The sequence below is a fragment of the Leptospira neocaledonica genome (genome assembly GCF_002812205.1).
In the GTDB taxonomy this organism is placed as follows: Bacteria; Spirochaetota; Leptospiria; order Leptospirales; family Leptospiraceae; genus Leptospira_B; species Leptospira_B neocaledonica.
In genome coordinates this window covers 328,319-350,600 of sequence record NZ_NPEA01000003.1, presented here as the reverse complement: position 1 = coordinate 350,600, position 22,282 = coordinate 328,319, and the positions used below count along the sequence as shown (strand labels likewise).

The window sequence follows — 22,282 nt, the reverse complement described above, 5'->3', positions numbered from 1 at the left end:
AGAGCCATGGAAGAATCTAATTTTATCGCATTATCCCCATCTACTCGTAAAATTCTGGATCGAATGAAACAAGCGGTTTCTTCCGATCTCCCCATCCTATTCTTAGGAGAAGCTGGGACCGGAAAAAGTTATTTAGGTTACTTGTTTCATTCCTTTTGTAAAGATCGGTTTCCTCAATACCAGGTTTTCGATTTTTCCGTTTCCGAATCGGAAGAAGAGACTTCTGACATCTTTTCAAAGTTAGACGGCAAAGCCGGAGTAACGATCTTTTTAGAAGCAATCTCAAATTTGAATCCAAGTTTGCAGGTGCAACTTTTACAAAAGATTCGGACTGAAAAAGGGAAGAATAGATACTTACTTTCAGATGAGCCTGATCTTACGGAAAAAGTGAAATCTGGAAAATTACAAGAATCCTTGATGACGGAAATCCAAACTCTTCAGGTTAAAATTCCTACATTAAGGGATAGAAAGGAAGATATTCCTCCTTTAACTAGATTCTTTTTGGATCTGATTGGTAAAAGGTATAATCGGAAGAATATTAAAATTTCCGAAAAGTTAGGAAAGTTCTTATTAGAGTACGATTATCCAGGTAACCTTCATCAGTTAAAGAACCTGCTAGAAGCAATGGTATCCATGCATAATGTGAAGACCTTGGATACAAAACATCTTCCTCCTGAATTATTCGAAACAGGATACAAACAAAACGATAATCTGTCCGTTCGTACTGGAATTCCTCTCAGAGATTATGAAAGGGAAATTATCAGACGTAATTTGATCCTTGTAAATGGTAATAGAGAAAAGGCTGCGAGAATATTAGGAATATCTGAAAGAACAATTTATAGGAAGATCACCGAGTTCGAACTGTTCGATTCCGAGGATGGAAAAAATCCTCCATCTTCCTGAAGAAATAATACACAGTTTCTTCTTTTTCGGAGCCGGTTTTGATCTTTTGATTCATTTCCAATAAAAACTCATATAGTTCTTTGATTTCCATATCGTTAAATGCAGAACTTTCTCTTCTGAGTCTTTTGAAAGTATGATTTTTCCGAGCTGGAGAATAAGCTCCTATCCCAAGCAAATCTGATTGTTCTTTTTCGCTCAAAACCTTATCGTACATCCTCAGGATAATTTTATAAATTCTTAATTTATCCAAATGATCTTTTAATAAAGATAGAAAGATTAGAAGTGAGTCCTTTCCTATTTTGAATTTGGTAAATTCTCGGGAAAATCTACCGTAATCCTTTTCGAAAAAATAATCCACTATTTCCGAAGAACTGAATTCGGAGCTTTGGAATAATACTTCTTTTAGATCTGCTAGATTAAAACTCTTCTTACCTAAGTATAATTTTAGTTTTTCTAAATTTTTTAAGTACGCGCCTGCACTCGGACTAACTTTGAGTAAAAATTCCTCTTCTGCCTCGTCGTCTAATTTGACTTCCACCTCTTTGGATGCTCTTAGAAAGGCATCTTTTCTTTTATCAGGAAATATTTTAGAAGATTTAAAATGAGAAACTTTGTCACCGAATATAGAGACCAATTCTTTAGGAAGATCCCAATGATCATAATGAATCAGGATTTTTACTGTATCCGGCACTGAAAAAGATTTAGGAGAAATTTTAGATTTTGTTTTTCCTAGCCAAGGTTTAAAGAATGTAACACCTGACTTGATGATGAATAATTTTTGGGCTGCAAACATATCTAAGTTCCCGGCTTCATTCTGAAAATTCTCCAGATCTCCAGGCTCTGCAACAAATACTACGATCTCATAGGGATCGGCGCTTTTTTTGTAAGCTGCTTTGTACAGATCACTGACGACTCCAAATTCGTATGAATCCTGAGAAACCACAAATAGGACCTGCGGCAAAGATTCCAGGCTAGGTTTAGTCTTGTGGAGAAAATCGATCAGATTCTCATAAGAATTTGAAACTTTGGTATCAGCCACGGAAATCATTTTGGAAGGATTTCCAGGGGAGTCAAGCGGATGATCCGATTCTTTTCCTAAAGTAGATCGCGGATTTTTCCGATCTTTTAGATAAGTTCAGGCTCTATGAGAATCAGCGACGGCGTACAGAGAATTTCTTCCCAGGAAGATTATCTTACTTATATCAAACCGATCCTAAATCAGTCTCGGGTTCCTGCAATTGAGCCTATTCGCCAAAGGGATTTTTCTGATATTGGAAAGTCTCTGAAACTTTACGGTCCAGAAGGAAGTACTGCACCTCAAGAATCTTCTGCATCTAAGGGTCGATTCCTCGACCTTTACGTTTAATTCCCTTTCTTCCTAATTCAAAAATTAGAGAAACCTGCTCCAAAGAGTATGGTATAAGAAAAATTTGCGGATCGGAAATCCTAGAATATTAGAATAAGATCCTTGGAAATTTTTGGCAGGTGAGTTTGGATCTTGGATTCCGTAAGATCCAGCTTTATCGTAAGGTTTACAAATTTTAATATATTCTAAAATTTCAGATTTTTCCCAAGCATGGAATTCCACTTCTGAAATATCATACTCGAAAATTTTTTCACGGTCGGTCATGATTCCAAGTCCGGAGTAGACTTGATGAGTTTTTCCGGAAAGTTCAGAGATCATGGAGAATGCTTCCGATACATCTGCAGGTTTTTGTAGGATTTTATTTTGAAAAACTACGATCGTATCGGAGGCTAAGATTACCTCTTCCGGAGTATCTGACTTGGGTCCAAGTTTTGCTAGGGTAACTCTTTCCAAATAACGAACAGGTGTTTCTTCGTGAAGACTAGTTTCATCCGTGGGCAAAGGTTGGATTTGGAAATGTAATCCCAAGGACTGTAAGATCTCTTTTCTTCTAGGAGATTGGGATCTCAGAATAAGCATATATCCATTCTGAAAGAAAAGCCTTGCCAGACACTCCTTTTCCCAGTATCAATGTTCGCACGGATCGAACCAATGAGTTTATTTTTTAGATCATTCTTCTCTATACGTACCCTAGTTTTGGCAATTCTTGTTTCACTTATCACCTTTGCTTCTTCATATTCCCAAGAAGCTAAGAAAACAGCTCCGAGCGATAGTCCGGAGACCAAACCGACTAACTCGAATGTGGATCAAAAATCCAAAGCATATTCTTTGCGTAAAAAATCCTGGGTTGCTTTAAGATATTTAAGAACTAGTCTTTTGAATTTCGGGAAGAAGGCAGACTGGGACTCGAGCCTTGCCGATTACGCGAAGGCAGAATCTTCTTTTCAAAGAGGAGAATGGGAGCTGGCAGGAAATCAATTCCAAACTTTAAAAACTAAATTGGATCAACTTGCAGAGGCTCAGGCAAAAGAAGTATTCAATCGTTCCGACGCATTAGAGAAGGATATCCAACCTAAGATTGTAGATCTAAAGCTGAACACCGAAGCACTCGGCAAACAGTACATTCCTGTAATGGAAAAACATCTTCAGATCTATAGAGATACTTGGCAGGCGGCTAAGTTAGAAAGAGAGATCGGGAACCAAGGGCAAAATTTATATTTTGCTAAACAAGGTCTGTTACAACTTTATAAAGCTAAGATCCTTCTGGAAAAATCGAAGGAAGGAAAACTGGAATCAGAAGAGAAACTCAGTAAGAATAAAGTTTTAGAAACGGATTATCTAACTCCTGAAGAAGTAAAATACTGGGACGATTGTCTGGAAGTATTGAACGAATCAGAAGAGAAGAATCGCCAAAAAGAAAAACAGGCAATTATAAGTGTATATCAATCTAGAACCGGTAAAAAGCCGGGCGAGGCTAAGAATAATTCCGGTTCTGCAAATTCACCTGCAAGCGGCGAAGGTAAAAAGTAAGGTCCTTTCCGGTTTTCTTTCCGAATATAAGAATAGAATATGAAATTATCTAAAGTCATTCTGCTTCTATTTTTTCTTTCGTCCGTATCTTGCCGAGGTTTCAATTTACAAAATTTTAAGAATCATACTTTTGAAAATACCTGCGATTGGTTCGATTTATTCTGCGATAAGATCGTAGTGAATCCGGATCTTTCCGACTGCGATCCATTTCATGAAGAATACGAAGGATATTCTCATTACATAGATCGCGGAGTTTTAAAAAACGATTATAAGATAGAAGAAGAAGCAAAGCTGGAAAAAGAACCACACGATCCGACGGAACCTTTACCTAAGAAGAAAGAAAAGATAAAAGCAACCAACACAGATTACGGAAATAATATGAGAATAGATTCTAAAAAACTATTCGAAAGATATGATATTTCCGCAGGAAGAAGATCAGATAAAGACAGATCCAAACATCCTTGCGGTGTTTTGCAAAATGGCAGCAAGCCTAAAGTGTATTATTCGGAACCTAAAACTACCGACAAGGGAGGAGAATTTTGAAAAACGTATTCGATTTAACTGGCAAATCAGTATTGGTAACAGGAGCAACAAGAGGGATCGGAAGACAGATCGCTCAAGGATTTTTGGACGCAGGTGCAACAGTTTATGGCACTGGATCTTCCGCGGAGTCCATTAAACGTTTAGAAGGATCCGGTATCGAAGCATTCGCAGCCGATATTCGTGAACCTGGAGCAATGGATTCTGTCATTGAAACCCTAAGTAAAAAACACGGGAAGTTGGATGTACTCGTAAATAACGCGGGAGTTGCCACCAATTTACCTGCAGGGTTTTTTAAAGAAGAAGACATACAAAACGTGACACAAACTAATTTTGTGGGAGTGTTTCGCGCGAGTCAGGCATACTATAAAATACATAAGAAAAAAGGCGGGAACATTATCAATATTGCCTCAGTCCTAGGTATGGTCGGCACTAAATTTGCGGCAGTTTACTGCGGAACAAAGGGTGCAGTTATAAATATGACCAGGGCCCTCGCGGTAGAATGGGCAGGTTCCGGATACAGAGTGAACGCGATCTGTCCGGGATTTATTGATACGGACATGACGGACATGATCAAAGAAAGACCAGAAGTATTGGAGCAAATGAAAGCAAGGATTCCATTGTCTAGATTAGGCAAGCCGGAAGATCTTGCGGGGGCAGCAGTTTTCTTAGCTTCCGATGCGGCGGCTTACGTTACTGGTCAGGCAATCGTCGTGGACGGAGGTGTTACTTCCGGTATATGATATTAGAATTACATCCCCAGAATCCTGAGAAGAGGATCCTCGGACAAATTTCCAAAAAATTATCCGAGGGAGGGGTGTATGTATTTCCTACCGATACCGTTTACGGATTGGTTGCAGACTCCCAATCCCATGCGGGAGTCGAAAAATTATACAAATTAAAAAACATCTCTAAGAACCAGCCTCTATCACTTCTTTGTGCAGATATCTCTACAGCATCCAACTATATGGAACAACTTTCCAACGAGGCGTTTCGTTTGATGAAAAGAATTACTCCCGGTCCATATACATTCGTAGTTAAAGCAAATAAACATCTTCCAAGAGTTTCTTTTTCGAATCAGAAAGATAAAAATATTGGAATAAGGATCCCTGCATCTACATATCTACAGGCTTTGATGGAACTTCATCCAAATCCTCTTACTTCTACTTCCGTGTTTTTCAAAGATGAGTTCGTTACCGACGTTGACATGATCGAAAAAGAATACGGTAGCAAGGTAGATGGGATTATAGACGGAGGAATCTTAGAACTAGAATTATCTACCATTCTTGATTGCACAGGAGATGGGATCTCCATCTTAAGAGAGGGCAAGGGAATGGATCGAATTAACTCATTATAATCTCTGGAGGCAATCATGCAAAAAAGACAATTGGGAAAGATAGGTCCACTCGTATCCGAACAAGGATTGGGTTGTATGGGAATGTCTGATTTTTACGGAAAAACAGACGATGTTGAATCTATTGCAACTATACATCGTGCAATTGAGTTGGGCGTCACATTATTCGACACAGCGGATATGTACGGCCCCCATATAAATGAAGAATTATTAGGAAAAGCAATTAAGGGTAAGAGAGACCAACTTGTGATTGCAACTAAGTTTGGTATCATGAGAGATCCAAACGATCCTTATAAAAGAGGATATAATGGAAAACCTGAATATGTAAAAGCTGCCTGCGAAGGAAGTTTGAAACGTTTAGGTGTAGATACGATCGATCTATATTACCAGCACAGAGTAGATCCGGATACTCCCATCGAAGAAACTGTGGGTGCGATGGCGGATCTAGTAAAACAAGGAAAAGTAAAGTATATAGGACTCTCTGAAGCTGGAATTGATACAATCAAAAGAGCTGCCAAGGTTCATCCTATCTCTGCTTTGCAAACCGAATATTCTCTTTGGACCAGAGATCCTGAAGATGGTATTTTACAAACTTGTAGAGAGCTTGGAATTGGATTTGTAGCTTACAGTCCTCTCGGCCGAGGATTTTTAACAGGACAGATCCAAAAATTCGAAGATCTAGACCCTACAGATTTTAGAAGGAATTCTCCTCGTTTTCAAGGAGAGAATTTCCAAAAGAATTTAGAGTTGGTCGCTAAGATCAAAGAGATCGCTAACGAAAAGTCGGTCACTGCGGGACAACTTGCATTAGCTTGGGTTCTTGCTCAGGGACAAGATATTGTTCCAATTGCGGGCACCAAAAGACGTAAATATTTGGAAGAAAATATAGGTGGAAGTTCGGTAAAACTATCTAAAGAAGATTTAGAAAGGATCAATTCAGTAGCTCCTAAAGATGCGGCAGCCGGGCTACGTTACCCGGCTACTAGCATGGGTTCTGTAGGAAGATAGTCGTTCAGGGAGGCCTATTTAGTTTTTAAAGTGGCCTTCCATTCTTCTTCTTTAAAACCAACTAGTCCGAAATTTTCCCCCAAGACAAAAGGTCTTTTGACCAAGTTTCCATTTCCGGAAAGTAATTCGAACTGCTCATCCAGGCTCATCTTTGCAAGTTTGTCCTTGAGTCCGAGTTCCTTATAATCACCGCCAGAAGTATTGAATAATCTTTTGGAATCTCCACCCACATATCCGAGCATTTTTTTGAGTTCTGCCTTGGTCGGTGGGGTTTCCCGGATTGCTTTCTTGTCAAAGTCGATCTTTTTACCTTCCAGGAATTTTAGGGCGTTTCTACACGTACTGCAGTTTTTGTATTCGTAAACTTTTAACTTCACGGTTGGATCTCCCACAAGGCTTTCCCTTCCCAATTTTGGAATTTATGTCGTCTTTGCAAGCCGGAACCTACAAAAAAACTTTACCTTGAAAATGGAGAGTTTTGCCGATAGTATTCCTTAGGACGCGCTCAAAGTGCTGAATAAAAAGACCTCTCTAACCGGAAGACAAAAAGCGGCCATTTTTCTAATCGCCGTAGGGTCCGACGTATCTTCGGAAATTTTCAAACATCTGCGTGAAGACGAGATCGAACAGATCACGTTCGAGATTGCACGTTTAGATAAGATCACTCCGGAAGACAAAGAGAAGGTTTTGGTAGAATTCAACGAGCTTATGATGGCTCAAGAATTCATCTCGAACGGAGGTATCGACTTCGCAAGGGGACTATTAGAGAAAGCTCTTGGTAACCAAAAAGCGATCGATATTATCAACCGACTTACTTCAAGTTTGCAAGTACGTCCTTTCGACTTTATTCGTAGAACTGACCCTCAGCACTTATTAAACTTTATCCAGAACGAGCACCCTCAGACAATCGCATTAATTTTATCTTATTTAGATCCTCAGAAAGCATCCAGCATTCTATCAGGATTACCGCACACGATCCAAGCAGAAGTTGCAAAAAGGATCGCAACCATGGACCGGGTTTCTCCTGACGTTCTTCGAGAAGTGGAAAGGGTTTTGGAAAGAAAACTTTCCACATTGGCGAGTGAGGATTATACCTCTGCCGGTGGTATCGACTCGGTGGTCGAAATTTTGAACCTTGTGGATAGGGGAACTGAGAAAACAATCATCGAAGCCTTGGAAGAAGAAGATCCGGAACTCGCAGAAGAGATCAAAAAAAGAATGTTTGTATTCGAGGATATTGTACTACTCGATGACCGCGCTATCCAAAAGGTATTGAGAGAAGTAGATAACTCGGATCTTGCAAAAGCTCTCAAGTCGGTGGATACTGAGGTGCAAGAAAAGATCTTCAAGAACATGTCCAAACGTGCCGCGAACCTACTCCGAGAGGATATGGACTTCATGGGACCTATTCGTATTAAAGACGTTGAAGACGCTCAGCAAAAGATCGTTAATATCATACGTAAGCTGGAAGAATCCGGAGACATCGTCGTCGCACGTGCTGGCGAAGACGAACTCGTTATGTGAGGTCCGACCCTGGACCATACATTTCACAAACGCTTCTTATTCGGTATCTGTGTAACTTTACTGGTTTCACAGTTTGGTTGTATTACTGATACAAAACCAGTTCGAAAAATAGATTTTTCCGAATTGGAATGGATCGGAAGGCTAATAACCGAAGCTCCAAATGAAAAGAAAACGGAATTAAAAAATAAAAAACAAGAGCCTTCTTCCGAAGATTGGACCCCCCTTCCGGATTTACCTTGGACATTCAATAGTCTTTTCCAGATCCCAATGGATTCAGGTATCCACCAAGTTGAGATAAAAACCGAATTCAATCTAGATAAATCGGACGACTTACTTAAAATTCCTGCAGGACTTTATATTTCGGATATTGGTGAGAATTGGAAAATTTTCCTAAACGGAATTTTAATAAGAGAAGAATGGTACGAGCCTACTGAAGGACAACTTACTAAAAATCGCTCTTTAAAAGGTCTAATTATTCCACTCCATCATGGAACCTTAAAGCCCGGCAAAAACGATCTGAAGATACGTTTTATGGGGATGGCGGATAGCAATCCTATAAAATCGAACGATCATTTCGGTTTCTATCATCCTAAAAATTTCAGAATATCATCTCTCGAAGAAATTTATAATTCAACCTCGGAATATTTTGATATATTTCTCTTCGGAATCTATTTTATATTCGGTTTCTATCATGTATTATTCTTCGTAACAAGAAAGCAGGATATTTATTACCTATATTTCGGGCTGTTCTCCCTATTCTCTTCCGTATATTTCTATTTCACCACATTTCATATATATAATAAATTTATAAATTACCCAGGTGGTCCGGACACTGAATTGTTCTTTAGGGGAGAAATCGGTGCTCTCATTCCGATGGTCCCAGTCTTTATGCTTTTTGCAAAAGACTTCTTTTATCAAAAAGAAGGAAAGTTTTGGATCATTCGAATCTTCTGTGTTTTCAGCGGAATTTTACTCTTAACGAATTGGTTTCTTCCTTTTAAATATGTTCTTCCGAATCTGACGGTTTTCCAAGGGCTTCTATTTTTGATGCTTTTGTATGTGATTTTCTTTTCTGCAAATGCAATCCGTTTGAAAAAACCTGACTCTATTAAACTTGCAGTTGGTATCGGCGTCTGCGGGCTTTTCGGGCTTTGGGATACGATTGATGCGATGACTAAGATCGCAGGATTCCATTATCCTTTCTTTAAGATTTCATTCTCAGTTTTCATTCTTGTCATCATCAGTCTTTTGGTTTCCAGATATGTGAGTTTGTACAAACAATCTCAGGCTTTAAACTTAGAGATCTCAAAACAGAGAGATGCATTTTACAGATTCGTTCCTTCTGAATTTATTTCTATTTTAGATAGAGAAAGTCCCGTTGAGATTAAAATTGGTGACTCTAAAGAAAAGACGATGTCCGTATTTTTCGCAGATTTACGGGGTTATACTTCCGTCTCTGAAAAGTTGAGTCCGGATGAAAATATCAAATATCTGAACAGATACTTCTCCGCATTTGAGGATATCATATTTAAGAATGCAGGTTTCGTAGATAAATACATTGGAGATGCGATCATGGCGCTCTTCTCCGATCATAGCGATAGAGCGGAGAAGGAGAACTTTAACTCTGCCGATAACGCTCTTCAGTCCGCGATAGATATGGTTCGATATGTAGAATCTTTGAACGACGGAATCGGCATTGGCGCGGATCTAGGAATCGGCGTAAACACTGGACCTTTGATCTTAGGCACTGTAGGAAGTGAAAGAAGGATTGATACTACCGTAGTAGGAGATACAGTAAACTTATCTTCGCGAGTCCAAAGTCTTTCCGGTTTTTATAAGAGCAAAATTTTAGTGACTCATCATACGTTCTTACGTTTGAATCTGCTTTCCGATGTAATGGCTCGAGAGATAGATACAGTAATCGTAAAGGGAAAAACGCAACCTGTCATCTTATACGAAGTTTTCCAAGCCGATGAACCCGAATCGGTGGATTGGAAAGAAGGCTCCAAAACAAAACTGAATGAAGGAATTGCTCTCTACAAAGCTGGTCAGTTTAAGAATGCTTTCTCTATCTTTAAGGAATTATACAAAGCAAAACCGACAGACAATATCGTAAAATTGTACGCTAAAAGAACCAAAATGATCCTTGGCCAGGCTCCTCCGGGAGATTGGGACGGGATTTTCAGGCTCCACAGAAAATAATTTCCAATTTCAGCCCATTCTTCTAAAATTTGGGGAACGGATCAATCCTTCTCCTGTCTGATTGTTTGCTCGGTTTTGTAATCCGAATTTAACCTTATTCAAATAGGAAATTCTAAAACATGAAGTATAAGATCCGGGTTATCTCATTTATTTTGCTTCTTTCCGTTTCAGGGTTGAGAGCTGATGAAAAAGAAAAACTCCCGGATTTCAAATTGTCAGATCAAAAAGGAAAAGTTTTTAGCTCAGCCACTGCAAAAGGTAATACATACTTTTTACTAGGTTGCGGTTTTAAAGATGTAATCCTTTGCAGAAAGCATGGACGTAAAATCTATTGGAAAATGCAGACATTATTGAAGGATGAAGATCGTGTGATTTTCTCCGCTTATCTGAATTTGAAAGATGCACCTTCGGCTGTTTTCGATCATATTTTTCGGGAAAGAGAGAAAGATTACGAAAGTATTTTGCTGGATAAGAAAGGGATTTTGTCCAAGGGCCTGGCCGAAGGAAAATCTTTCTTAAGAGTGTATTCTCCAAAAGGTACTCTTATTCACAAAGAATATTTCGAATCAGTAGATGATACAAAAGTTTCGGAGCTATATAGACTGATCCGTAATGGAAAATAAAATGAGCCGAAATTCTTTTTCTTCTTATATTTCACTTTTGCTCCTTCTTCCTTTTATCGGGAATTGTGTAAAAAAGAATCTAGCTGCCGCGGATTATTTCGAAAGATACTTTAAATACCAAGATTTTATCCAAACAGAATTCAAAGATGATCCCGTTCGAGGGATCTTATACGGAAATCCTGAAGCGGATTCAGAGGAGAAGTTTTACAAGAAGGATGGATATCTCGCTCTTTCTTTCCGTTTAAATGAGAATGGCGGCCGTTTCAGAAAGGAATTATCCGATTCTCCTCTCTCCGTTTTTCCGGAAAGTCCATATTCTATTTTTGTAAAGGTGGAACCAACTGAGTTTCATACGAAGCCAACTTACAAGATCACTCGAACAGTCGAGATGCTTTCTCCTGAAGTGAGTGTGTTTGACGTTTTCCCGATGATAGAAGAGACTGTGGAACATCTGCGTAAGTCGGAACAGAATCAAGTATTGGAACATTCTTCTCTTCAAAAATTCTTATGCCATCAATTCGATTGCGAGATCAAAAAAGAAAATGGTGAGATCTTTCTGATGTATACACTTTCGGAAAGAATGAAAGAGCGGTTTCCGATTGCATATAAAAAATGGAATAAACGTTTGGATCAGGTTTCTTTTAGGTTCCAGTTATTCCAGCCCGGAGGTTTTACAAAAGGTTGGGAATTTTATAATGAAGGAAAAAAACTAATTTTAGGAATTCCTAATTCTCCTAAGGGATACTGGTCTTCCCCTAAAACTTTATATCTTCGAACTTATTTGTTCATCAACGTTTTCGGATTAAAAATTGATATTAGAGGATTAGGATATACTCTTAAGTTCAATCGTTCGGGGAACACGGACACAGTTACTGGATACTATAGTAAGATTCCTGAAACTACGATAGGTGGTAGATTTCTTTCCATCTTTCCACCGGGAGCTGTAAACTTCTTCATTCCTGGCAATATGGAAGAATATTTCGAAGGAAGTTTCAAACTTTTGGTAGAAGGTTCGGATGGCAAAGGTGGTACTCGGGTCGAAACTAAAACAAAACGTAACGGAAACAAAACAAAAGTCCTTCTTACTGCGGAGTCTGAGATTTTCAGAGATCGTTTTCTTCCTTTCAAGTCGAGTGACGAAGATGATGAGCCTGCTTTTTTTCCCGAGCTTGGAAAAAATATCGTATTAGATTTAAGAGGTAAATGATTCTCAAAACTTCAAGTAAACTTGAAGTTCGGAAAAGCAATTTAGAAACTTTCCAAAACTGCTTGACTTGGCCTCTTTCGCAAATAATCCTAATCGGATTCGGTTAACGACCGAATAATATTTTTAGAACTGTGTTCGGAGGAATCATGGAATTAACCCTGTTTACCACCACGAACGGGCTTTATTACTTAGTTAAGTACATTCACTTTTTATCCGGGGTAACCTGGATCGGAATGTTGTACTATTTCAACTTTGTACAAGGTCCTTTCTTCAACGAAACTGATGCGGATACAAAGAAGAACGCAACTCAGAAATTAGTTCCACGCGCATTATGGTGGTTCCGTTGGGGCGCAATGTTTACCTTCCTATCCGGTATTGCGATGATCGCTATCGCACTCGGAGCTCAAGGTATTCCGCATAATTCCCAATGGGTAGTTGTAATTCTGGTAGGTGCACTTTTCGGAACGGTTATGTGGGCGAACGTTTGGTTCGTAATCTGGCCGAATCAAAAAGTTGTGATCGCAAAAGCTAAAGGAGAGACCACTGTGGATCCTGCTCCTAACGCAAACCGCGCTTTTGTAGCTTCTAGAACTAACACTTTCTTCTCTATTCCAATGTTATTTGCGATGGGAGCGGCTCGTAACCTTCCATTAAATTATAGCCCTGAGAGATTGAGAATTTTCCTCGGAATTATCGTACTTTTGATTGTGATATTCGAAGTGAATGCTTTAAGAGCGGACCAAAACGGACCTACTGTTAAGCCGATCAAAACCGTAAAAGCTGTAATTACTAGCGGAGTGATCTTTGCTTTAGTTACTTATGTTCTGATGGAACTCCTTTTGGTTAAAACACAAGGGGCTTAAGAATGAACCCATTCCAAATTAATGGGAGTGGAAGCGAGAGGGGCGGTATTCACCGCCTTTCTTTTTTTGGCTTTCTACTCTTACTATTTTTTACGTTAGTATTCTCTTTCTGTAAGGAATCCAAACCACTTTCTCCGGAAGCGGAGGCAGGTAGAGGATTGTATATGGCGAACTGTTTGGCCTGTCATAATGCAAATCCAAAATTGGACGGGGCCGTCGGGCCTTCTGTGGCAAATTCTTCTTATGAATTATTGGAAGCTAGAATGAGAGGAGAATATCCTCCGGGATATGTTCCTAAACGTCAGAGTACCGCAATGACGCGTTTTAACTTTACGGAAGCTCAGATAAAATCTTTAGAAGAGTTTTTAAAACAATAATTCTTTCTAAGCTTTACTGAAAGGAAGTCGAGTTTTAGTTTCTTCCAATGGAGATCCGAACATTTCGGAGAATGTCGATGATCTGCTTATGGATTCTTCCATTGGAAGCTACCACTTCCGCCTGTCCGGATAAGAAATGTTTTCCTTGAAAGTCTGTGAGTTTTCCGCCTGCTTCCGTTAAGATCACGGAACTTGCGACTGTGTCCCAGAGTTTTACACCCTTCTCCCAGATCCCGTCGAGCACACCTTCTGCCACCCAACAAGTATCTAAAACGAAAGATCCAGTCCTTCTCATGGATCTACCGCAGCTAATAAACGCGGTGATATCGGAGATGACTTCGTTCAGAATTTCTTTTCTGTTGGTAGGAAAACTGGATACCAAAAGTGATCTTGCAAGTGCATCAGTATTAGAGACATCGATTCTAAGACCATTCTTGAATGCGCCTTGGCTTAAAATTGCAGAGTAACGTGTGTCCAATTCAGGAGCAAATACAACTCCTGCGACCGGAGTTTCCCTATGCTCGAGTCCTACGGAAACACAATAAAGAGGAATACCTCTTACGAAATTCATGGATCCGTCTATTGGATCCAAAACCCAACGGAAAGAATTGCTTCCGTCGTGTTTAAAATAATCTTCTGAAATGATGGAGTCGTTCGGAAAGTTTTGTCGGATAAAATCGATCAGGAATTTTCCCATCAATTCGTCCGCTTTATGAATACGTTCTTTCTCTTCGGAATCGCTTACGATCCCAAAAACTCGGATCTCTTTTTGGAGCTTGCGAGCGGATTCCAGTATAAGCCCGGATACGGATTGGACTGATTTCACTCTCTTCTTCACTTCTTCAAGAGGGAAATCTATGGGAGGTGCTAAGGATTCCATGTTCGGGTCTTATGTCCTTTCTACCCGCAAAATTTTCCAGGCCATATTTCCGGACGGGGAAATGATCCTCTCTGACTTATGAGATTGGAGCCAAGCGAAGAATGAATTTCGGGCAGATTCTTCTAAGGTCATGCTGCCTGGTCTTAACAAAAGATCAACTACTTGGTGAAAGGAATTAAAATCCTTTGCGATCTTATCTAGGGAAGGGTCCAGAAATCTGGCAGTCAAGGTAAGGTATTCCACAGCTAAAGGAGCGAAAATTTTTCCAAGGGACCAATCCGCAGAGGTGATCCCCAAGGACTCATGGATAAGGTTTACTTGTTTAGAATAATCTATCTCTTCGAAAATTCCGAAATAGGTATGCCGAACTCCTTCACCTGGCTCCCTTGAAATTTGAACCATAAAGTCAGACTCTTGGTATTTTTTAGCTGTGAAGTCAATGACTGCACCTTCTAACACTGTGAGGGAATCCAAAGGGATCACTCGAGTAGAAAAATAAGCCCTTTTGGTATAAACCGACATAGTTTTTCCCTGAGAAGCTTGTGCATAAATATCTTCCTTGGGTGCTCCACCAAGATGCATTACATGAAAACTAGTAACAATCGCGAATGGGGGAAGTTTTTCTCTCCATACTTCGGGAGAATTCTCTCTGAACATTTCTCCTTCCGTATAAAACGGTTTGATTAGGTACAAACGATCAACGTCTCTTTTTGGTCTGGGTTCAGGAAGAACAAGAGAATCTGCAACTAGCTCAGGAGCAAGTTGCAGAACCGATTTTAAAAAGCTTTCGGCTGCGCTAAACTCTACTTCAAAAATAGAAGTGGGAGGTAGAATAAATTTCTCTTCAAATTCGACAAAGGAAGTATGAAGGTTATCCACATAAACGGAATGTTCCTTATTTCTTCCATTCGAATGATTCTGTAAGAGCCTGTTTAATTCTTTAACTTCATTCAGCTTCATTTTTTCGTTTTAGGCAGAATCCTCACCTCATATGGTTTGAGTAGCTTGAAACCGGCTAGAGCCTTCTTACCGGAATGATTGATAAAAATTTCGTAGTCTTTGGACTTTCCCTTTCTAAAACTATGTTCCACTGTTGGGCCGTAAAAAGTAAAGGGGATGCCTGCCATTCTTAAGGTTCTTCTATATAATAGCATAAACGAGATCGGACTCAGACTCGCTCCAACGTATACGACAGATCCTTTTCCAAATCGATTACAAGTTATGACAGGTTTTCCGTTATAAAATTTCTTATTATCAGAATATCTTGCCCAAACCTTGGCCGTTGTAGGTTCAAGGATCTCGCAAATTTTGGAGCAGGTGCCTGGTAAAACCCTGAATCGGAACTTAACGTTTCGATTTCCCACTGCTTCGAACTTTCTCACTTTTACTCCTGCCATTTCGGAGAATGGACCAGGTATCTGAGAATCTAACATCCAGGAATTTTTGTCCTTCAACCCTGCTCTATATCCTAAGACTAAAACACCTCCCTCAATGACGAATTGCTCCAATTTTTTTACAATCCGATCATTAACCATTGCATACAGGGGGAGAACCAAAACTTTATACTTAGAAAAGTCTGTTTTGGAGATCGGCAAAAAGTGAGTATTTACATTCAAAATGTTCAGACCGGCAAACCAAGTCGCCATCTCAATATCGTATCCAACTTGTGCAAATGGAACGGGACTATGTTTTAAACCGGAGGAAATAGGCTGATGTTTGAAGTTCCTGGCATTCTCTATATCATGAAGAACAGCAACATCGGCCGGAAAATGTTCAGAAGCAAAGTCTTTCGCTTCCGGTAAAATTTCAGCGATCCCTTTTCGTAATTCTAAGTATCTGTCTGTAAGAGATTTGTCGTGATCTAAAATTCCGTAACAAAGTTGTTCTTGTCCGTACCTAGCTGTTCTATATCTGAAAAATACAATTTGCTCCGCGCCTTGTACGATAGCTTGTTTCATCCAAAGTTGTACTTGCCCAGGTGCAGGAAGATAGCCCAAGGTATCATGCCCTTGGAAACCTGAAATTTGTTCCATCACGGTAAACGGAAGATCTTTCAAACCTCGATTGTACTGATGCATGGCCGATATAAATGGATGAGGGAAAGGTTCTTCTTGGTCTCCCCAAGTAGGATAATTGTCCCAAGAAACGTAATCTAAATGAGTGAATAATTCGCTCATATCGATCACGGGAAGAAAAGGACTAGGATATAAATTCGTAGTTAGTTTTCGATTTGGAGAAAACTTTCTCACAATATCCGATTGTAATTTTACAAAGTCTACGATCGTATCCGAATGGAATCTATAAAAGTCTTGGATCATAGAAGGATTAAAACCTGCACTAACGTGGGGACCCGGAACTGGGATCTCATTCCAATCATTAAAGATCACTCCCCAAAAAATATTTCCCCAAGTATCATTCAGGTTTTGGAGCGTTTTATATTTAGATTTTAACCAAAGACGAAATGCCTTGAGAGAAGTTTCAGAATGATCTATATCCGATCCCTCATGGCCGATCTCATTATCTATTTGCCAACCGATGACAGCAGGGTGATTTCCTAATGCCTGGGCCATCTTAGTCACGACCTTAATCACTGCTTTTCTATAATTGGGAGAAGAAAAACAAGCCTGTCTTCTTGTGCCTATATTTCTTAAAACTCCATCTCTTACTTGAAGGACGTCAGGATATTTTTTAGAAAGCCAAGGAGGGAATGTGGCCGTTGGAGTTCCTAAGATCACATCCATTTTATGTTTATGAAAGAGATCCAACATCTTCTTCCAAAAAGAAAAATTGAACGACCCTTCTTTAGGTTCGACTAAGGCCCAAGAAAATTCTGCGAGACGGACCCTGGTCAATCCCATGTCCTTCATGATCCGAATATCTTCTTCCCAATCTTTGGGAGTCCATTGTTCAGGATAATAATCCGCTCCGAAAATCATTCGGTCCTCGCATGTTAAAAAGGTAGAGACGATGATTCTCTTGAGGGAAGATCTTTCCAGAAAGAAAACCGGGAAAACCTATCGAAATTCGGAAAAAATACTGTCTTTTCGATACGATTCAGGGAGAATAGATTAGAATCTCGCCTTGAAAGGTCGGGATCCAAAACATTGCATGGAAAATAACGATATATACCATTATGGGATTCTTCCCGACGTTCATTTTCGTTTTTCCTCAGCCGAAATTTCCTACGCAGTAAATGCAGCATCTAACTTGCACGGTTTTGATGATGCGGGGACTGAGCTTCTGGCAAGGACAATGCTTTCCGCATTCTTCTTAGCGGACCTAGTAAAAGAAGATACTAAGGTTAGCGTTCAAATTCGTTTTTACGACGACTCAGAGATCCATTCCGTCTTAGCTTATAGCACTCGTAATGGAAGACTAAAAGCAACCTTAAGACATCGTCCGGAAGAAGATATAGAATCAGGGCAGATCTCAGAGGAAAATTTAGGAATTCTGAAAGTATTCCGTTGGAAAGACGGAGAATGTATTTACCAATCCATCGTTCCTTTTAGAAACCAAAGTTTAGAAACGAATATCGAAAACTATCTGAGAGATTCGGAGCAGGTCCCTTCCTTTTTAGTGGCTTATGTAAAACTAGACGGTCTTCATTGGAGAATCAAGGGCCTATTCTTACAAGCATTACCGGAAGCAAAGTCGGAACATATAGATGCAGTTAGAGAATTAGCCGGAAAACTCGAAGAAGAAAAATCTAAAGTCTACGAAGGAACAACTGTTTCTCAAGCATTAGAGATTTTACAATCTTCTTGGAATACAAAATTCGAAATCCTGGAAACCGGAAGACCGGAATACAGATGCGATTGTTCCGAAGAAAAGATTAAAGAGCTCATTCAAAATTTAGGAAAAGAAGAAGCAATGGATATTGCAGAGGAGCAAGGACAGATCGAAGTCACCTGTGAATTCTGTAATTCCATCTATAGATTTCCAAAGGCACAGGTCTTAGAGTTATTTTAGAAAATCGGATGTTAGGACGATTTGAAAATCTTACCTTAGATTCAATCGATGCCCCTGTCACAAAACTTGCGGGGATTGTAGCAGCGATTTGGACAGAGGGAAAATTTCCCCTACTTCTTCTTTCCGGAAAAATGGGTTCTGGAAAAACCACATTTGTTTCTAAACTTGTAAAAGCTTTGTTAGACCATTTAAAACCTGGATTGGATAAATCCAAACTATTTGTAAATTCCCCCACTTATACTTTGATGAATGAGTATCCATTTCCCGAGATCCGGAACCAATTGGAAGATCCATTAGAGATCTTTCATTTTGATCTGTATCGGATCGGATCTTCCGAAGAGATTCCTGATTTGGGCTTTGAAGAATATTGGAATGGCAAAGGGATTTCTCTGATAGAATGGTGGGAAAAGGCAGAACCGGAATTTAAAGATAGAAAGTTCCGCATCCAGATCGAATTAGAAGAAGCGGATGAGGACACTCGAAATCTTCAGATCGAATTTTTGGGAGAAGAATGGAGAAGGTCCGATCTCAAGATTGAATCCTTTTTGAAGTCGGAGAAAATTTTATGACGAAAATATTATTCTTCGATGCAACCAATTCTTGGATCTTAGTGGGATGTTATCTTAAAACAGAAGATGGCAAACTAGAAAAAGTTTCCGAATACAGGGAATTACATAATAGGGAATCTTCTCTTTTGCTCATTAAGGAAATTTCCAACTGTTTGAAGGTATCTAATTGGGAAAAACCTGATATAATAGTAACAGCAACCGGTCCTGGATCTTTTACCGGAATCAGGATCTCAGTGGCGACTGCACGAAACTTTTCACAGATCTGGAATATTCCGGTTTTGGGAATTGATAGTTTAGAATTATATACCTGCCAATATTATGCGGAATCAGAATCTTCCGTTTGTGTAGGAATCGAAGCGAAACAAGGAAAAATTTATTTCGGTCTGAGGGACTCCCGAGGTTATTGGGGCACCGTGGACATTGCTCCGGATCTGATACCGGAAACCATCCCGGAAGATAGGATAGGCTCTTATCTTACCGGAATTAAGTTCAGCGACTCTCCCGAATTTTTTGCGGGAACAAATATGAAAGAGAATCTTCCTTCGCCGGAAGCGAGTATATTGGAAAAGTCCAGCGAGATCAAAAAGGCATTATCTAAGCCGGAAGATCATTCTTATTTGCAATTGGTTCCGAATTATCTGAGAGGAACTTACGCTGATGATAAGCCTAAGGTATATTATACATGACACAAAAAAAGAAAATGGTTAAACCAATACAAACAAAGAAAACAAAAACCAAAGAGAATAGTGAGAAAAACAAAGAACCAAAAAAAATCAGATCCAAAGAATCCGATGAAAATGATCTAAGAAAGAAGATCAGAGAAGCAAAGGAGAAGGTTTCTAAAAAGAAAAAAGACCATAAGTCTTCTCGGTCTAAAAAGCTCGAAATATTTCCGGTTGAACAAAAAAAATCGGCACCTTCTTTTAAAAAGGAAAGAAAAGATAAAAACAAATCCTTTAAACAAGAAGTAGTAAAAGAAATCAGAGAAGAGATTCCTCCTCCAAAAAAAGAAACGAACTACAAGAAATCTTCTTACGAAAATCAAAATAAGAATTCAGGATATTCACCTAAACCTTCTTACCAAAAAAACGAATCTCATGTGCCCGGATCGAAACCTAAGTTTTATGATAGAAGAAGTGGGAGTCATGATTGGGAAAGAGAGAATGAACCTGGCAGAAAACTTCTAAAATTTTTCCGTTCTAAAGCGGGAAAGGTCCTCCCAATGCAGGAGGTGTATTCTAAGTTTATTGCTCATGCAGGCCAAAAAAAAGGATATAGAAGAGAAAAATGGGAAGCCCAAGAACAAAAACGTTCAGCGGAAGAAGTTTTGATCTTCTTTGAAAAAGAAGGCCTCATAGAGATCCAAAAAAAGAATATCATCGTTCGTCCAAGCCAAACCTTACAAGGAACTATCTCTCTAAGTAAAAAAGGGGACGGTTTTGTAAAACTGACTACAGGAACCGAAGTATTCGTTCCAGGCCAGTATACTTCTTCCGCGATCCAAGGTGATCTTGTGGAAATCCTTCCCACAGGAATTGGTCGTAAAGGAAAATTAGAAGGAGAAGTTGTCTCTGTTCTCAGAAGAGGTCGTGAACTTTATAGAATGAAGATCACGGAGAAAGATTATAAATTTATAGTCGGTACCTTCTTGGATATGGAAGGAGATTTGAAAGAAGGTTTCCTTCCCCGCAAAACATTACTCCAGGATCTGCAAGATGAGATAAACGTCGGGGATGTTTTGGTCGTTACCTTAAAACAAGATTCCGATCACGAAAAGAATCTATACGAAGCTCACTTTGTTCGTTTCGAGTCGGATACCAAAGAAGATACGGATCTGATGAGAATGTTAATGAAGTACAATTATACTATCCTATATCCGGAAGAAGTAAAATTGGAAGAACTTCCTGACGAAGTGGATGAATCTACGGTAGATAATTGGAATTCCAGAGTGGATTTGAGAGAACTCAAATCGATCACAATAGATGGAGAATATTCCAAGGACTTTGATGATGCAATCTCCTTTATAGAAGAAGGTAAGAAGATCCGTTTTTACGTTCATATTGCAGATGTTTCTCATTATGTAAGACCGGGCTCCGATCTGGATGTAGAGGCTTATTCTAGAGCAACTTCCGTTTATTTGGGAAGTAGAGTGGTTCCAATGTTACCTCCTGAACTTTCCGAAAATCTTTGTAGCCTTGTCGCTAAGAAGAATCGACTCGCATTTACAGTGGAGATGGAAGCGGATTGGAGCGGAACCATCTTCCATGCCAAATTTTATAAATCCATAATCCGCGTAGAGGAAAGATACACTTACAATCGAGCGGAAGAAGAGATTAAAGCCGGAGATCCGAATAATTGGATCTTCAAAATGATGAAATTTGCAGACATTCTCAGAAAAAGAAGGCTGAACTCCGGAAGAGTGGATCTGAATTTAAAAGAGACCAAGGTGGTAACTGATTCGGAACACAATGTAGTAGAAATAAAATCGGTCGAAAGATTACAGGCTCATATCCTGATCGAAGAATTCATGCTATCTGCGAATATCAAGGTAGCAGAATATATTCGTAAAAAAGAAAGACCGACTCTGTATCGTGTTCACGAGCCTATGGATGTTGAAAAACTGGAGATGTTGAATTCATTTCTAAGATTGAACGGGGTCAACGCCCAACTCCAAGACACAAATTACGAATCTATTCGACATGTTCTACAGGTGATCGAAGGAAGTCCTTCAGAGCGCCTGTTCAATATTTCTCTTTTAAGAAGTTTTATGCAGGCCTACTATTCAGGAGAATATCTGGGACATTGGGGTTTGGGTTTCAAAGATTATTGTCATTTTACTTCTCCTATTCGTCGTTATCCCGATTTGGTTTGTCATAGAGTTTTAGAAAGTATCCTGCTCTTTGATGAAGAACCTTATTCGGAAGAAGATATAAAAGTCATGGGACTCCATACTTCTCACGAAGAAAGAAAGGCAACCGATTCAGAAAGGGATTATTATAAACTTAAGGCTTGCAGGTTCTTGGAAAAAACGGGGATCAAAGAATTTACTGCGACCCTTGTTGGATTCAAGGCTGCAGTTGCATTTGTAGAATTGAATAATCCACCAGTGGAAGCAATAATCCCTGCAATAGAATTCACAGATGAAGGCGAGTTACAGGCAGAGACAGACTTTACATTCTATTCAAAAAAATATACCAAACAATATTCATTAGGTGAAACCTTTCCTGTTGAATTGGATAGAATTGATTTTGAAGAAATTAAAATTTACGTGAAGCTCAAAAAATTCCAAAAGAAAGGATAGACAAAGTCGAACATATTCCAGAACATTCGTTACGGCAAACTTTGTTTTTTCGAACAAAGTTTAGGA

At 39.4% G+C, this 22,282-nt stretch carries 23 protein-coding genes; 17 read left to right on the top strand and 6 right to left on the bottom strand.

Annotated elements, in window-relative coordinates; genetic code table 11:
- The first annotated feature begins 6 nt into the window (after positions 1-6).
- Positions 7-903, top strand: a complete 897-nt coding sequence (locus tag CH365_RS06545) for an AAA-type ATPase lid domain-containing protein (protein WP_100767778.1) — start codon at positions 7-9, stop codon at positions 901-903.
- Here CH365_RS06545 and holA read toward each other — a convergent pair.
- Positions 848-1,951 (bottom strand): DNA polymerase III subunit delta, encoded by a 1,104-nt coding sequence (gene holA / locus CH365_RS06540; protein WP_100767777.1) that lies wholly within the window; start codon positions 1,949-1,951, stop codon positions 848-850. The genes CH365_RS06545 and holA overlap by 56 nt on opposite strands.
- A gap of 96 nt (positions 1,952-2,047) precedes the next feature.
- On the opposite strand from holA, the gene CH365_RS06535 reads away from it, so the two are divergent.
- The gene (locus CH365_RS06535) at positions 2,048-2,269 is read left to right on the top strand and encodes a hypothetical protein (RefSeq protein ID WP_100767776.1); all 222 of its coding nucleotides are present in this window, start codon (positions 2,048-2,050) and stop codon (positions 2,267-2,269) included.
- A gap of 24 nt (positions 2,270-2,293) precedes the next feature.
- Here the strand turns inward: CH365_RS06535 and CH365_RS06530 are convergent, their stop codons facing one another.
- The gene (locus tag CH365_RS06530) at positions 2,294-2,848 is read right to left on the bottom strand and encodes a Maf family protein (protein ID WP_100767775.1); all 555 of its coding nucleotides are present in this window, start codon (positions 2,846-2,848) and stop codon (positions 2,294-2,296) included.
- 72 nt (positions 2,849-2,920) lie between these two features.
- Here CH365_RS06530 and CH365_RS06525 point away from each other — a divergent pair, with 72 nt between their 5' ends.
- From CH365_RS06525 to CH365_RS06505, 5 genes are read left to right on the top strand one after another with little or no spacing between them, the layout of a single operon-like run.
- Positions 2,921-3,799, top strand: a complete 879-nt coding sequence (locus CH365_RS06525) for a hypothetical protein (protein WP_100767774.1) — start codon at positions 2,921-2,923, stop codon at positions 3,797-3,799.
- Between the two features lie 39 nt (positions 3,800-3,838).
- Positions 3,839-4,342, top strand: a complete 504-nt coding sequence (locus CH365_RS06520) for a hypothetical protein (protein WP_100767773.1) — start codon at positions 3,839-3,841, stop codon at positions 4,340-4,342.
- Positions 4,339-5,082, top strand: a complete 744-nt coding sequence (locus CH365_RS06515; RefSeq protein WP_100767772.1) for an SDR family NAD(P)-dependent oxidoreductase — start codon at positions 4,339-4,341, stop codon at positions 5,080-5,082. The genes CH365_RS06520 and CH365_RS06515 overlap by 4 nt, the downstream gene beginning before the upstream one ends.
- Positions 5,079-5,696: an L-threonylcarbamoyladenylate synthase gene (locus CH365_RS06510; RefSeq protein ID WP_100767771.1), complete on the top strand. Its 618-nt coding sequence runs from the start codon at positions 5,079-5,081 to the stop codon at positions 5,694-5,696. The genes CH365_RS06515 and CH365_RS06510 overlap by 4 nt, the downstream gene beginning before the upstream one ends.
- Positions 5,697-5,711: 15 nt before the next feature.
- Complete coding sequence (locus CH365_RS06505; RefSeq protein WP_100767770.1) at positions 5,712-6,701, top strand: aldo/keto reductase; 990 nt, start codon at positions 5,712-5,714, stop codon at positions 6,699-6,701.
- 14 nt (positions 6,702-6,715) lie between these two features.
- On the opposite strand, the gene CH365_RS06500 is transcribed toward CH365_RS06505, so the two are convergent.
- Positions 6,716-7,078, bottom strand: coding sequence for an arsenate reductase family protein (locus CH365_RS06500; RefSeq protein WP_100767881.1), 363 nt, complete (start codon positions 7,076-7,078; stop codon positions 6,716-6,718).
- 133 nt (positions 7,079-7,211) lie between these two features.
- Between CH365_RS06500 and fliG the strand changes: the two genes are divergently transcribed.
- The 6 genes from fliG (at position 7,212) to CH365_RS06465 (ending at position 13,497) form a co-directional block, all read left to right on the top strand.
- Positions 7,212-8,225, top strand: coding sequence for a flagellar motor switch protein FliG (fliG, locus tag CH365_RS06495; protein ID WP_008589915.1), 1,014 nt, complete (start codon positions 7,212-7,214; stop codon positions 8,223-8,225).
- A gap of 267 nt (positions 8,226-8,492) precedes the next feature.
- Positions 8,493-10,427 carry an adenylate/guanylate cyclase domain-containing protein gene (locus CH365_RS06485; protein WP_100767768.1) on the top strand — a complete coding sequence of 645 codons (1,935 nt, stop codon included), beginning with the start codon at positions 8,493-8,495 and terminating at the stop codon, positions 10,425-10,427.
- Positions 10,428-10,546: 119 nt separating this feature from the next.
- Positions 10,547-11,050, top strand: a complete 504-nt coding sequence (locus tag CH365_RS06480) for a hypothetical protein (RefSeq protein WP_100767767.1) — start codon at positions 10,547-10,549, stop codon at positions 11,048-11,050.
- A 1-nt stretch (position 11,051) separates the two neighbouring features.
- On the top strand, positions 11,052-12,257 hold the full coding sequence (locus CH365_RS06475; RefSeq protein ID WP_100767880.1) for an LIC10025 family lipoprotein: 1,206 nt from the start codon (positions 11,052-11,054) through the stop codon (positions 12,255-12,257).
- A 146-nt stretch (positions 12,258-12,403) separates the two neighbouring features.
- On the top strand, positions 12,404-13,120 hold the full coding sequence (locus CH365_RS06470) for a urate hydroxylase PuuD (RefSeq protein WP_165782575.1): 717 nt from the start codon (positions 12,404-12,406) through the stop codon (positions 13,118-13,120).
- Positions 13,121-13,122: 2 nt separating this feature from the next.
- Complete coding sequence (locus tag CH365_RS06465; protein WP_100767765.1) at positions 13,123-13,497, top strand: c-type cytochrome; 375 nt, start codon at positions 13,123-13,125, stop codon at positions 13,495-13,497.
- Between the two features lie 34 nt (positions 13,498-13,531).
- On the opposite strand, the gene CH365_RS06460 is transcribed toward CH365_RS06465, so the two are convergent.
- From CH365_RS06460 to CH365_RS06450, 3 genes are read right to left on the bottom strand one after another with little or no spacing between them, the layout of a single operon-like run.
- A complete protein-coding gene (locus tag CH365_RS06460; RefSeq protein ID WP_008589950.1) occupies positions 13,532-14,377 on the bottom strand; it encodes an inositol monophosphatase family protein in 846 nt (281 codons plus the stop codon).
- 9 nt (positions 14,378-14,386) lie between these two features.
- On the bottom strand, positions 14,387-15,337 hold the full coding sequence (locus CH365_RS06455) for an LIC_10030 family protein (protein WP_100767764.1): 951 nt from the start codon (positions 15,335-15,337) through the stop codon (positions 14,387-14,389).
- Positions 15,334-17,313, bottom strand: a complete 1,980-nt coding sequence (locus CH365_RS06450; protein ID WP_100767763.1) for a beta-galactosidase — start codon at positions 17,311-17,313, stop codon at positions 15,334-15,336. The genes CH365_RS06455 and CH365_RS06450 overlap by 4 nt, the downstream gene beginning before the upstream one ends.
- A 172-nt stretch (positions 17,314-17,485) precedes the next feature.
- On the opposite strand from CH365_RS06450, the gene CH365_RS06445 reads away from it, so the two are divergent.
- From CH365_RS06445 to CH365_RS06430, 4 genes are all read left to right on the top strand, one after another.
- Positions 17,486-18,346, top strand: coding sequence for an Hsp33 family molecular chaperone HslO (locus CH365_RS06445; RefSeq protein WP_100767762.1), 861 nt, complete (start codon positions 17,486-17,488; stop codon positions 18,344-18,346).
- 8 nt (positions 18,347-18,354) lie between these two features.
- Positions 18,355-18,915 carry a tRNA (adenosine(37)-N6)-threonylcarbamoyltransferase complex ATPase subunit type 1 TsaE gene (tsaE, locus tag CH365_RS06440; RefSeq protein ID WP_100767761.1) on the top strand — a complete coding sequence of 187 codons (561 nt, stop codon included), beginning with the start codon at positions 18,355-18,357 and terminating at the stop codon, positions 18,913-18,915.
- Entirely contained in the window at positions 18,912-19,601 is a 690-nt protein-coding gene (tsaB, locus tag CH365_RS06435; RefSeq protein WP_100767760.1) for a tRNA (adenosine(37)-N6)-threonylcarbamoyltransferase complex dimerization subunit type 1 TsaB, read from the top strand. The genes tsaE and tsaB overlap by 4 nt, the downstream gene beginning before the upstream one ends.
- Before the next feature lie 413 nt (positions 19,602-20,014).
- On the top strand, positions 20,015-22,216 hold the full coding sequence (locus CH365_RS06430; protein ID WP_425268542.1) for a ribonuclease R family protein: 2,202 nt from the start codon (positions 20,015-20,017) through the stop codon (positions 22,214-22,216).
- Positions 22,217-22,282: the final 66 nt, after the last annotated feature.